Below are 12,500 nucleotides of genomic sequence, written 5' to 3'. Positions count from 1 at the left end.
GGCAGTTATGATACATGATACTCCGTTCATGAGGTGTTACTCCTAAAATGGGTGTTAATCGGGAAAAATAAATTAAAGAAGTTATGGGGAGAGTCAAGTTAATCTGACGATCCTTGCGTGAATTACCAGGCCGGCTCCACTTCCTTCCGTCCACATAACAATTTTTATAGGGTAATTCAGATTGTTGTAGACTTTTACACCTACAGTGGGGCTGGTATCGTAGGCTATGGCCAGTTCGTCCCATCGAATTCCACCGGGCAGGGGTAGACCCGCCGATGTGGTGGCTCCCCGGAGGGATCTGGCTGCAGGGCATACTCCGTGCACCGCGGATCCACCGGTGGCGTTGGGGTCGGGGCAGGGTTCAAAACCAATATTCTCTTTCCCATTGGACCCTGTTTTAGGAGGGATTACGGTACCGTTCCAGGCCCGGGCAAAGGACATGGCATTGTAAGCCCGGGAGGAATCCCCGTATTCTGGATAAGATCCCAAAGATTCAGTGTAACTGGAGGTCACATTTTCATTGTGTGGTCCCATATAGGCCATTACTGGTGAGCCACTGGGATAATTTTTCATATAGGTCACCACCGAGTCCCCGAAGAAGGTTTTTATATCCTCCGGAACGACCTGGTTTCTACCGTCACTGAATCCGGTGAGGGAATAATCAAGGTATATGTAATTTCCTACCGAGGATTTATTATACCATTTCGTAAAGGTGGTGATACTCACATATTCATGGGGAATGGTGTCGTTTTTAATATCTGATGCCGCAATGGTTTTCAGCAGTTCACCGGATTTACCTCCTTCCCGGATCTCCACTCCTTCCTTGGTTTTAACCCCCACGGTGTACCCGGTCTTGTATCCCCATACAAATGTTTGTGGGGGGTTCACGACCAGTTTCTGGCCCTGAACACTTAAATAACCCGGGCCATCAAATCCCTGGGCCACTCCCTGGGAAGAAATACTGCCGTTGGCCAGAATGGACAGGGGTGTTTCCAGTGTCCCAGTTAGGAATCCACTGATAATTTGTGGGTATTTTTCTTCCTCCAGTAAACTTTGCAAGTATTCAAAATGATATAAAACTGGCACTTTCCTTACTTTAGCATCATCCACCACTTTCATACCAGAAACCACGGTATCGCCAATGGACATGGCAGATATCTCTTCTGGTTTTTGTGGGGGGAAATAGCCTTCAATGTTGTTACCAACAAAACTAAAACTTATTATAATTATTATCAGAATACCAAAGGCTAATATTGGATTTAACAATGATCTGCGCATTTTTTAAGCCTCCCCTCTCAAATATTATTTCTATTATTTTGCCGCAAGGGCCTCCTTTAAACACTGGGTGATCTCTATAATTTTCCGCTGCCCGTTACCCCCAATAAATACATGGGGATATTCTTCAGAGCATTGGAGTGCAAATTCAACCACAGCCTTTACATCAGTTAGGTTGTAAACTTTTCCCTGGTATTCTTCTTCCTCCAGTACTTTCTGCACCTCTTGGCGGGTGTCGTCCAGTCCAGGGAAAAGGGCTATGATCTGGCAGTCAGTTTTAGAAGCTTCCCTGAAAATATCCAAACGGCACATTTCACCCTTACGGGGAGTTCCCAGGATTATAACCGGAAATTTAACTTCATTAAGAACTGCAGCAGCAGCATCGGCATTATCAGTTTTGCCGACCACTATCTGGGAATGGGGGAGATTGATAACTGAGGCTCTCCCTGGCAAAACTTGGAACTCTTTAAGGGTTTTTTGAATGGTTTCCTTGGATATTCCTATTATTTCTGCTACTTTTGATGCAGCAGCTGCATTTTCACGATTAAAATCTCCAAATAAGTTTAATTCATAGGGAGTTTTGGTGAAAGAGTGAGCTTCGCTTGCTGCTTCACTTAACGCGTCCAGATTTTTATTACCTTGATTTAAAACAATTTTTTTCCCGGTCACGAATTGCTGTAAGGATTTCAGGTAGTTTTCCAGGGAGTGGTGTACTTCCAGATGGTCTCGGCCTATGTTGGTCACTACCACCAGGTCAAAGTCAAAGTTGTGGTTACAGAAGTCCAGGGTCATATCGCAGACTTCTACCAGGAGAACATCGTAATCATGGGAGGCTGCTTCTAGAATCACTTCAGTGTAGCCCTTAAAGCCCCCACCTGCATTTCCACCGGTAAGAACATTCAAACCGGCATTTTCCAGTATACTGGCAATCATCATGGTGGTGGTGGTCTTTCCATTGGTACCAGTGACACCAATGGTGAATAGGGAACGATGAGAAGTTACAACATCGGATAAAAGTTTCTTTTCAGACTTAATTTGTTGAAAGGCAGGTTTATTCCATAAACCCGGGCTCAAAACCACTAAATCCGAGTCCTCGATTTTTCCAAAATCATGAAATCCCCGATCAACATCCAGACCTTCAACTGTTTCTAATTCAATGTCTAGATTGACATCGGAAGCATAAACTGTATAACCGTGATTGAGAAGAGATTCAACAGCATTAAGGCCCTCTACTCCCAAACCAATCACTGCAGCATTCATTATAACAACCATTTAAATTTTCCAAAAGAGTGTATCACTATCAAGTATATAACAATAGGTTGGCATTTTTAATATATAACTATAACTCCAGCAATGCCCTCCTATCTTATATAATCGTTTTAACAGGGTATAAAATGCTTTAAAGCTCAAATAAAATTTTATTGGCATGGGGAATATTATAAATCCCTAATATTGAAAAAATATTCCCTATGGATGTTTAATTTTTCCTGTTTTTTTATTCTTATACTCTGGCGGAAATCAAGAATTTACTAAAATTTTTAGGTTGTTACCCCAAACCATATACCATAATCCAACCAATACATTTTAAACAACTTAAACAGTTAAGGGTAAAAAACTTTTAATCAATTAACAGAAATTATTAACAAATTTTAAGGATAGATACCACTTATGATTTGTACTAGAGCATCCAGGTGTCACCTATGAACACGATAAAAGATCTTTCCAAGGAAATTGTAAAACGCATCGAAGACATAGCCCAACCAGTGAAGATAATGCATGTCTGCGGATCCCATGAACACACTATAATGCAGCATGGTATTCGGACTTTACTACCTCCAGAGGTGGAAGTGGTAGCAGGCCCCGGATGTCCGGTGTGTTGTGTACCCGCCCGTGAGGTGGAGGAATGCCTTCAACTGGCTAAACAGGGAGTAACCATTGCCACCTTTGGTGACATGTTAAGGGTTCCCGGGGGAAGTGGAACACTATCTGAAGCAAAAGCAGAAGGTGCTGATGTTAGAATAGTGTATGGAGTAAACAATGCCGTGGAATTAGCTCAAAAAATTGATAACGATGTGGTTTTCATGGCCGCAGGATTTGAAACCACCGCACCAACCACTGCTGCGGAAATCGTTGCCAATCCTCCAGAAAACTTCTCAGTTCTTTCCTGTCACAGAATGATACCCCCGGCACTCCAGTTCTTAATTGAATCAGGGGAAGTGAATCTCAACGCCCTCATAGAACCAGGTCATGTGTCCACTATCATCGGAACCAAACCCTACGATATTTTCTCGGATAAATACGGAATTCCCCAAGTGGTAACCGGTTTCAACCCCATGGACGTTCTCATAGCAGTGTACCTGATTTTGAAACAGCTCCATGAAGACAAGGCATTCGTACAGAATGAATATAAACGTGCGGTACGAGAAGAAGGAAATTTAAAAGCACAGGAACTTCTCGACGAAGTATTTTACATTAAAACCAAGGAATGGAGAGGTTTCCCCCCTATACCTAACTCGGTTATGGAAATCAAGGATGAATTCAGCGAGGTCAATGCCCGGGAACGATTCGATATCGAAGTAGGCAATATCCCGGAAGTGGTCAGTGGTTGTATTTGTGGAGCTATACTCCGGGGAGTAGCCCGTCCTGAGGATTGCCGGCTTTTCCGTAAAGAGTGCAACCCTACTAATCCCATCGGAGCATGCATGGTTAGTAAGGAAGGAACCTGTAATATAGCTCATCGCTATGGTTCATTTTAACCAAGCTACTGGAATGTTAATGGTATCAGCAGGAATTTAATAATCTGTCCGGAAAAATTTTAATAAGGGGACATGGTGAAACAACTTGATTAAAGCCGTGGCTGTGGATGTTGATGGAACCATAACTGATAGCCAGAGGAGGCTGTGCTGCAGTGCAATGGAATCCCTCCGCACTGCCGAAGAAAAAGGCATACCCGTAATCATAGTCACCGGGAACATCCTCCCGGTCACCAAAACCCTTTCCATATTCATGGGTACTTCCGGAGGGTTGGTAGCTGAAAATGGGGGTGTTATAGAATCACCCCAAGGCAGGAAGATATTAGGGGATATTGAAAAGTGTCAAAGGGCCTATGAATTTTTAAAAACAAAATATGCCCTGGAAAAAGTGGATTTTTCCCAAGAGAGGGTTTCCGAAATTGCCTTTTATAGAACACTTCCCGTGGAATTGATTAAAGATGCACTGAAGGATTTTGATGTGAAGATATACGATACCAAATTCGCACTGCACATCACTGATCCAGCAGTGGATAAGGGGTCCTCCCTGGTTCGTGTGGCTGAGGATATGAATATCCGGCCAGAGGAAATCCTGGCCATTGGGGACAGTGAAAATGACCTGGAATTTCTAAAAGTAGCGGGATTGAAGGTGGCAGTGGCCAATGCCAACCCCGAGCTCAAAGCTCGAGCCGACTACGTAACTGAAAAATCCTACGGAGATGGAGTCAAAGAAGCTTTAGAGAGGTTTTTACCATGATAAATGAGATAAGCAATCGTGCATTAAATTACGCTCTTAAAAGCGCTGATCAGGCGGAGGTATACGTCGAGATCAGTGATGGTGTGGATGCAACCATTCAGAACGACCAGGTGGACTTTGCCAAGGAATCCTACTCTATGGGCGTGGGTATTCGAGTCATCTGTGATGGTAAAATGGGTTTTGCATACACCACTCAAAGTGAAAGAATAGAAGAAACAGTCAAAAACGCAATCTCCAATGCCCAGGCAAATTTGGTGGATGAAAATTTAGCATTCGCTCATAAATCAAATTATTCTCCTATTAAGGGAGTTTATGATGGAAAAATCAACACCCTGGAACTGGAGGACACCATTGAACTGGGAAAATCCATGATCAACACGGTACTGGAAAATAAATGCCAACCAACCTCTGGCGGGGTAACGGCTAGCTGTTTGAAAACCTTAATAATCAACTCCAATGGAATGGTCTGTGAAGATAAAGCCACCTATTTCTCCGGTTATATTGCAGTGAACACCCCTGACCGGGAAGGTGTCTCCACTGCCAGTGAATCTGATTCATCCCGAAAACTGGATATAGAACCGGAAAATATTGCAAATAAAGCCTGTGAAGTTGCCTTAAATTCAAGGGAAGGGAAAACCATAGAAACTGGTGACATGAAAGTGTTGCTGGATCACCATGCTGCAGCAGGTCTTCTCTCCACCTTTTCCCAAGCAATAAACGGGGACAATGTACAGAGGGGCCGATCCATATACGCCGATAAGATAGACACCCCAGTCTCAACACCATCTCTAAGCATATACGATGATGGAACTTTCCAGGGTGGTCTTTACTCATCTCATGGTGATGGAGAAGGAACACCATCCCAAAAAACCACCATAATAAAGGATGGGGTTCTGCAGAACTTTTTATACGATATACACACAGCCAACAAGGGGGATGTGAAGAGTACCGGTAATGGCATGCGTGCTTCATTCAATGACATGCCGGCAGTGAGTTTATCCAACCTAGTACTGGAATTTAAAGACTACGAAGAAATTTCCCAAATACAGAATGGCTTACTGGTTACCGATGTTTTGGGAGCACACACTGCCAACCCTATTTCTGGGGATTTCTCAGTTGAAGCCATGAACGCCTTCAAGATCCAGGATGGCGAGGTGGTTCACCCGGTTAAAAAATCCATGCTCTCCGGAAACATCTTTTCCATGTTAAAAGAAGCCACGGCTGCTTCACACAAAACCCGACAATTAGGGCCCTTCATCACTCCACCCCTAACTGTTTCCAGCCTGAGAGTGGTGGGTTAAGGAATTTCGAGAAGGGGTGGGTAGAATATTCTGGTGGACGGCTTATGATAAATCCTGATATTCAGGGGGTTCTATCAGATTATCTGGCCATAACTTCCAACCATCAGCTCTCACGCTGTAAAGTGGCATCTACCCTGATATCCCAGGACTTGGGTGACGAAAAATCCCGGTGGGATGAGCATCAGCGTCTGAGAACCAGCTTCTGGAAGTTTTACCGGGATAATTCTACTTTAAATTCCAGGGATATAGAAGGCGGATCATTTAAAAAATCTTTTTTTTCTTACCTGGATCTCAAGGTCCAGATTGCCGAAAAAATATACCAAAACTGTATTTTATGTGAAAAAATGTGCCATGTTGACCGGACTCGTGAAACTGGGGAATGTGGTGTTGCAGAACCTTTGATTGCCTCGGAATTTCTCCATGTTGGTGAAGAACCACCCCTGGTACCCAGCCACACCATCTTTTTTCCCGGTTGCAACTTCCAATGTGTCTACTGCCAGAACTGGGATATAAGTCAACGAACCAGTGGAATCCCCCTGAGTGAAGAGGAACTGGCCGGGGTAATTGAAAAAAGGAGGAGGGAAGGGTCCCGGAATGTGAACTTTGTCGGGGGAGATCCAACTCCTAACCTACCCTACATCCTGCGTACCATGAAACTGGTCCGGGAAAACATTCCCGTGGTGTGGAACAGTAACATGTACCTCTCCCGGTATGCTATGCATCTTCTGGATGGATTTATCGACCTCTATCTGACGGATTTCAAGTATGGCAATGATGCCTGTGCCCAGAGACTCTCGGGCATCCAGGATTATATGGAGGTGGTTGGCCGTAATCATAAACTGGCCCAGAAATCAGGAGATATGATAATCAGACATCTGGTTTTACCTAACCATATGGAATGCTGTTCAAAACCATTACTCGACTGGATATCCAGAAATTTAGGTCTGGATGTAGTTTTAAACATTATGGGACAGTATCATCCAGTTTACCATGCCCCCGAATATGATGAAATCTCCCGAGCATTGATTCGCAGTGAATTGGTGGAAGTCATTAACTATGCACAGGATTTGGGGTTTAAAAACATTATATAGCTTATTGAGGGTATTAAATTTCTAACACAATATGCTAGCCTTATAAAGAACAAATTCTATAATACAATCCAGATTGACATTTAAAGATTGGCATTTAATATTAGTTTAACATTTTAAAAAAATCACATTCAATTAATAACAAATTAATAATAAGTGGATTATGGGTATAGTTCAGGATATTTTGGAATAGTTTAGGATATTGTGATAGGTTAGGATAGTTAAGATGTTTAAGAGGTTTTTTTAATGGAAAACATAGAAAATAAGGAAAATGTTTCTACTGAAGAAATATTCAGTGATATTAAAAGGGATTATCCTGACGTTGAAAGGTTAGTAATGGAAGATGAGGATTCAACTGTATTCTGTATCTATGCGACAGATGATGTGCTCTGGAAGATATTCGAGGATTGGATGGAACTGGTAAACAGTATTGAATTCAACGCTGGAACCGATGAAGAGCACTACCTCCGGGTTATACCCTGATATTTTTATAACCCATTTAGTATTGTTTTTACCAGATTTATTTCAATTATAATTATAATTTCCGATTTGTTTACTTCCATTTAGTTTAGTCATTTAGTTTTATTTCCGAGTAGTTTAGTTCCATTTATTAGTTCCAGTTAATTGTTTGGTGTTTTCACAGGGTTTTTAAAAACTCCAATATGGCCTTTAATGTCTGATTTTGTTGTTCTTCACGGCTTATGGTACTGTTGTTGTCTCCGGGTTGTGCTCCGTAATTCCCGAAGTTGTAATGGTTTCCCCCTTCAATGGTGGTGAAGATGGTGTTTTTGGGAAATTTATCCAAATTAGTGGATATATCTTCGGGTTGGGTTAGGTTGTCCCTTGATCCTCTAAGGGATAAAGCTTTGAAGGTGGCATTGGAGGCATTAGCTGAGGGGTAACTGGCTAAATATATTACTCCGCTTATCTTTTCGGGATGGTTCACGGCGTAATCTGAGGCAAAGACACCACCCAGGGAATGACCCATCATCACCCATGAACTTATCTCCGGATGGTTGGATATTACCGTGTTTGCCTTTTCACTTCCAAAAAATGCTAAGTTAAATGGCATTTTCACAATTACGGTGATATATCCATTTTCGGCCAGTTTAAAAGCTATAATGGAGTAAGATTCAGCCTGAACCTTGCCACCGGGGTAAATTATTATCCCCGTGGAGTTTTTAAGGGTAGTGGGGGTGAAAGTAATTAAATCAGTCGTATTTGACACATTGTATGATTCAGTCGAGTTTAAAGCGGTTAAGGCATAACTATCTGCAGGATAATAATCAGAAACGTAGTATATAAAGCCAGCAGCTCCTATAAGGACTATTACTAGTATTGTTATTAGGATTAATTTTTTCCTGGATTTTAAAACTCCCAACACCCACATCCTCCACTAGGGCACAGTTCCCTTCCCTATGAAAATATTTCTCTTGTATTTTAGGAATAACAGAATTTTTATTTCACGGTGCAAATATGCCCACAAATGTAAGCCAGGCCAGGGCAGTTTTGGCAATTAAACTGAGAATAATGTACACTCGTTCGCCGTAGAGATAGTCCTTCCATTTTCCCACACCTTTATACTGGAGAATCATGTTAATGGAGAAGGTGTTGAACATTATGAAGTAGATGGCCAGTATGGCGTAGACAAAGGTCGGTGGATTGGTTTCAGTGGATCCCAGGGCGGCGATGAAATAGGCAGCCAGCACTATCCAGGGAACAAATCCCGATAGACATCCCACCAGATAGGCGGACCAGTCTGTTTCTTTTGTGTAATAGTTGATCTTTTCCATCAGGTAACCGCACAGCATGGTAACTGCGTTGAGAACGAAGATCATCACCAGCGACCATAAATCCCACACTCCTACAAAGGTGGCAATGATTACCAGCATGATGGAACTGGAGAAGAAGTATTCGAACCAGCGGTAGGGATTCATGCCCTTTTTAAGGTTTTCATTGTAATTTCTGTTCTTTAAAAAGGCAATGGTGAAATGGGCAATGGCTGAAATCAGTAAAAACGATGCAAGTATAACTCCCAGGTAGCTGACTGTGAAAGCAACAGTTGGATCGGGTGCAATTTGAAAACTTGGTGGTGCAAGGGATAGTATTTTAAATTTAATATAGAAAGTGTAGATATCCTGTGTCCAGGTCAGCCACAAACCCAGGGCAATCATGATCAACCCCTGGATAAGATGCAGTGAACCGGCACCAATATTTAGCTTCTTCAAACCCCCAAAGGTAATGGGTGACTCGGCAATTATTTTTCTTCTGGTCTCATTATCCATAAAGAAATACCCCCTTCTTATTATATATTTGGTGGATACTGCTAATAAATGATAGGTCGCCTGAAATTGTTTTTAAAAAAATAGTTGCCGGGCATATGCTTTAACCTATTAATTATAATTTCAAGGGAATGGCTTTTCCGTGGTAATACCATCTTATTTTAACTGGAAAATGATTTATGTATGTTTAGATAAAATTATAATCATAATTTATATGAAATTTGGCGTAATGGTTCTTATTATTACCATAAAGCCCAATTGAAAATCGCAATTAAACACTTCCAGATCTTTGGATGGGATGTGTGGTTCAGGATGATATGTGAAAATTGTGGTGCTCGAATAGGGAAAAAGGAGAGGTACTGTCCTAATTGTGGTCAGGAAGTTTTCAAATCTAGTGAGAAGCCTCTCCAGCAGAAGTATCTGCGTGGCGGATACTCTTCTGAGGAGGCAAGCTTCCAGGAACCCTATCAGGATTGGGATGATTATGATAAAGATCCATACGAAGCCTATCATGAAAATGATGAGATAGTTGGGGAATATAAGGATTTTGGCAATCTCAAAGACAAAAATAAGGATTATAATAAGTTAGATCATCAGGTTGCTGATTTTAAAGAATACCACCTAAATGAGGACCATACTGATGATCACCCGGACAGTAATCAAAGTAATCCGTATTCCTCTCCTAATAAACAGACTTCTGGAAGAGGCAAAGGTTACAAACAAGACTATGAGTCAGATAATAAGTATGATTCTGGTGAGAGGGGTTATAATAAAGGGTATGATAAAGGATATGAAAATAAAAAACCTTATAAAAGAAAATATGAGGGGGATAAGGGTTATGATAACCGACATAAAAAAAATAAGGGCTATAAACCAAATTATAATAAAAATTATTATAAACGGGGGAATAAAGTGAAAAGAGGTTACGATTTGGACGAATATTACGGATCACAAGAGAAAAAGAGCTCTATGACCGGCACAATTGTTCTATTTTTAGTAATGGCGCTCTTGATGGGCCTGGTTTTAGGATTCATTTTCTTCTCCACTACCCTAAAGAACATCATCTGATTTGTGACCTAAAGGAAATAATTAAGGGGTAAAAAAAATTAAAGAGGGTTCAATAGAAATGTTCCCTTTTCAATTCGATTTTTAAGTTCTCTGGCAATTTCCCTGGCTCGTTTAATATCAGACTGGCGGCAACAAACTTCTAATTCTTTCTCCTGACCTTCCCAGTCCATGATGACCTTTCCCCTTTTCATCTGGAAGGTCCCGAAGGGACAGGAATAGGCACACATTCCACAACCAAAACAGCGCACCAGGTTCAATTTTTGGTCCTGGAAGGCATGGGTAGGGCATCTTTCCTCAACCAGGCAGGTGCTGCATTTCTGGCACATTTCTCTTTCATAAGTGGGTCTTTCATCAACGTCCTGCCAAACTCCGTAGTTTGTCTGGCTTAAAACACTGTGTCGACCTCTGACATCGGCAATGGGTAGAGTTATATCCTCATTTTTAATGAAGGTCCTCTGGAGAATTTCCTCATCCAGAATGGGTATAGCGGTGGCCACACTGTTGTAGACCTCGGGCCCTGCTCCCGTACGGAAGCCCCCTAGATAATGAGGGTCCATATTCTTCATATCTGCAGTTATCATCATATTGGGTTTTCCTGGAGTGCTACGGGTCCCGGTGCCGATAAATAATCCTTCACAGTTGTTTATTAATAACCGGTCCCCTTTATGCATGGAATTCAATTGAGGGTCATTCTGCAGGGGGTTAAGCTCGCCACAACCAGAGAAAGAAATTCCTTTAAAGGGTCCTTCCATGTTAATGGCATTGAATATGGATGAAACAGAATCTTCACCGGGATTGGTGAATGCTGTGTAGTTTTTAAAGGCAAAACGGGTTCCAATCATCTGGGCTGTGCCAAAATCATCTAAACTGGCGGTGGACTTTATGATGTTCCCTTCCACATCTTCCACTTCAATTTCAATCTCCTCTCCTCGAAGCAAGTCCTTAAAGAGGAACCCTCCACCATATTGAGGGTCGCTAGTGCTGTGGGAAGTTCCGTAGACCATCAAATCAACAGAACCCAACCATTCGTTGGGGCATGGTCCTGGGAATCCGGGCACACCGTTTAGGGTGATATTGCGAGCTTTTTTGAAGGATCCTGGCTCGGCAACTGGTATGTGGAATATGGCGGCAGTTCCCGACATGATCCCGCAGGTACCGGTGGTTACCACATCTACATCCCGGGCAGTGGGTTCTTCACCAGCCATAACCAGGCTGGTCACTTCCTCTGCAGTGAGTATAGTGGCTTTTCCCTCTTTGATTTTTTGATTGATATCTTGAATGGTTTTTTGCAATGTATTCACCTGAACGGCCAATGTGTTTTAGATTTAGATCAAATCTGTTAGTTTACCTTTATGCAAATCAGTTATAGGTTTATCCAAATCCGTTAAGGTTTTTCTGGGCTAGCTTGTCCTTCAGGGTGTTGTAAACAAATTCCAGTGCATCACCAATTTTATCTCCATCTCGTCCAGCTCCCTGAGCCAGGTTAGGTTTTCCACCGCCCTCACCTCCCATGATGGCTGCGGCTTCTTTGATGATCTCGTTGATCTTGATTTCTCGGTCTAAAGCTTTGGGGGATGCGGCACCGGCAATTTTACCCTCGCTATTACCGAGAACAACTACATCCACTCCACCATCATCAGTGAGTTGGGTAACCATTTTAACCAGTTCCCCTATGTCTGCGTCTACTTCCTGGGTTAAAACAGACAGGGAATTGATTTTTTCAGTTTGATCAACGAGGGATCCGGTTTTAAGTTTGGCCACTTCTTTTTGCAAATGTTTAATTTCATTTTTGAAGGCTTTCCACTCGGTGAAGAACCGTTCACTGGTCTGGGGCAGCTGGTTAGTTTCCACTTTAAATACAGTGGCACTTTCCTTGAGCAGTGCATCATTTTTCTGCATGGATTGGACTGCAGCTTCACCCGCAGAGAACTCCAGGCGTTCTACTCCATCCTGGATTCTTTCGGTTCTGTTAACTTTTA

At 42.3% G+C, this 12,500-nt stretch carries 13 protein-coding genes (2 of these 13 cut by a window edge); 6 read left to right on the top strand and 7 right to left on the bottom strand.

The genetic code is table 11. From position 1 onward, the window contains the following. The 3 genes from CIT02_RS04735 to CIT02_RS04725 all read right to left on the bottom strand — a co-directional run. Positions 1-30 carry the 5' end (the start) of an NTP transferase domain-containing protein gene (locus tag CIT02_RS04735; protein ID WP_292614493.1) on the bottom strand. It extends 645 nt beyond the left edge of the window, so 30 of the gene's 675 nt are visible here — the first part of the coding sequence; its start codon is at positions 28-30; the stop codon falls past the left edge of the window. Positions 31-93: 63 nt separating this feature from the next. Then, a complete protein-coding gene (locus tag CIT02_RS04730) occupies positions 94-1,278 on the bottom strand; it encodes a hypothetical protein (protein ID WP_292614491.1) in 1,185 nt (394 codons plus the stop codon). A 33-nt stretch (positions 1,279-1,311) separates the two neighbouring features. Then, positions 1,312-2,547, bottom strand: coding sequence for a Mur ligase family protein (locus CIT02_RS04725; protein WP_292614489.1), 1,236 nt, complete (start codon positions 2,545-2,547; stop codon positions 1,312-1,314). 437 nt (positions 2,548-2,984) lie between these two features. Here CIT02_RS04725 and hypD point away from each other — a divergent pair, with 437 nt between their 5' ends. The 5 genes from hypD to CIT02_RS04700 all read left to right on the top strand — a co-directional run bounded on the left by hypD (position 2,985) and on the right by CIT02_RS04700 (position 7,654). Further along, positions 2,985-4,031 carry a hydrogenase formation protein HypD gene (gene hypD / locus CIT02_RS04720; RefSeq protein ID WP_292615036.1) on the top strand — a complete coding sequence of 349 codons (1,047 nt, stop codon included), beginning with the start codon at positions 2,985-2,987 and terminating at the stop codon, positions 4,029-4,031. An 85-nt stretch (positions 4,032-4,116) separates the two neighbouring features. Beyond that, entirely contained in the window at positions 4,117-4,782 is a 666-nt protein-coding gene (locus CIT02_RS04715) for a phosphoglycolate phosphatase (protein ID WP_292614487.1), read from the top strand. Then, positions 4,779-6,083: a TldD/PmbA family protein gene (locus tag CIT02_RS04710; protein ID WP_292614485.1), complete on the top strand. Its 1,305-nt coding sequence runs from the start codon at positions 4,779-4,781 to the stop codon at positions 6,081-6,083. The genes CIT02_RS04715 and CIT02_RS04710 overlap by 4 nt, the downstream gene beginning before the upstream one ends. 44 nt (positions 6,084-6,127) lie before the next feature. Further along, positions 6,128-7,174, top strand: a complete 1,047-nt coding sequence (locus tag CIT02_RS04705) for a radical SAM protein (RefSeq protein WP_292614483.1) — start codon at positions 6,128-6,130, stop codon at positions 7,172-7,174. A 243-nt stretch (positions 7,175-7,417) separates the two neighbouring features. Continuing rightward, the gene (locus CIT02_RS04700) at positions 7,418-7,654 is read left to right on the top strand and encodes a hypothetical protein (RefSeq protein ID WP_292614481.1); all 237 of its coding nucleotides are present in this window, start codon (positions 7,418-7,420) and stop codon (positions 7,652-7,654) included. 154 nt (positions 7,655-7,808) lie between these two features. Here CIT02_RS04700 and CIT02_RS04695 read toward each other — a convergent pair whose 3' ends face one another. Continuing rightward, positions 7,809-8,555, bottom strand: coding sequence for an alpha/beta hydrolase (locus tag CIT02_RS04695; protein WP_292614479.1), 747 nt, complete (start codon positions 8,553-8,555; stop codon positions 7,809-7,811). Positions 8,556-8,634: 79 nt separating this feature from the next. Further along, complete coding sequence (gene heR / locus CIT02_RS04690; RefSeq protein ID WP_292614477.1) at positions 8,635-9,456, bottom strand: heliorhodopsin HeR; 822 nt, start codon at positions 9,454-9,456, stop codon at positions 8,635-8,637. A gap of 255 nt (positions 9,457-9,711) precedes the next feature. Here heR and CIT02_RS04685 point away from each other — a divergent pair, with 255 nt between their 5' ends. Further along, positions 9,712-10,521, top strand: coding sequence for a zinc ribbon domain-containing protein (locus CIT02_RS04685; RefSeq protein ID WP_292614475.1), 810 nt, complete (start codon positions 9,712-9,714; stop codon positions 10,519-10,521). Between the two features lie 38 nt (positions 10,522-10,559). Here CIT02_RS04685 and CIT02_RS04680 read toward each other — a convergent pair whose 3' ends face one another. Further along, positions 10,560-11,813, bottom strand: a complete 1,254-nt coding sequence (locus tag CIT02_RS04680) for a methanogenesis marker 16 metalloprotein (RefSeq protein ID WP_292614473.1) — start codon at positions 11,811-11,813, stop codon at positions 10,560-10,562. Positions 11,814-11,892: 79 nt separating this feature from the next. Then, positions 11,893-12,500, bottom strand: partial view of an alanine--tRNA ligase gene (alaS, locus tag CIT02_RS04675; RefSeq protein ID WP_394340419.1) — the final stretch only. It continues 2,131 nt past the right edge of the window; the window shows 608 of its 2,739 coding nt (coding positions 2,132-2,739); its start codon lies off the right edge, out of view; its stop codon occupies positions 11,893-11,895.

Source organism: Methanobacterium sp. BAmetb5 (assembly GCF_003491305.1).
Lineage (GTDB): Archaea > Methanobacteriota > Methanobacteria > Methanobacteriales > Methanobacteriaceae > Methanobacterium.
This window is presented reverse-complemented; position numbering and strand designations above follow the sequence as displayed.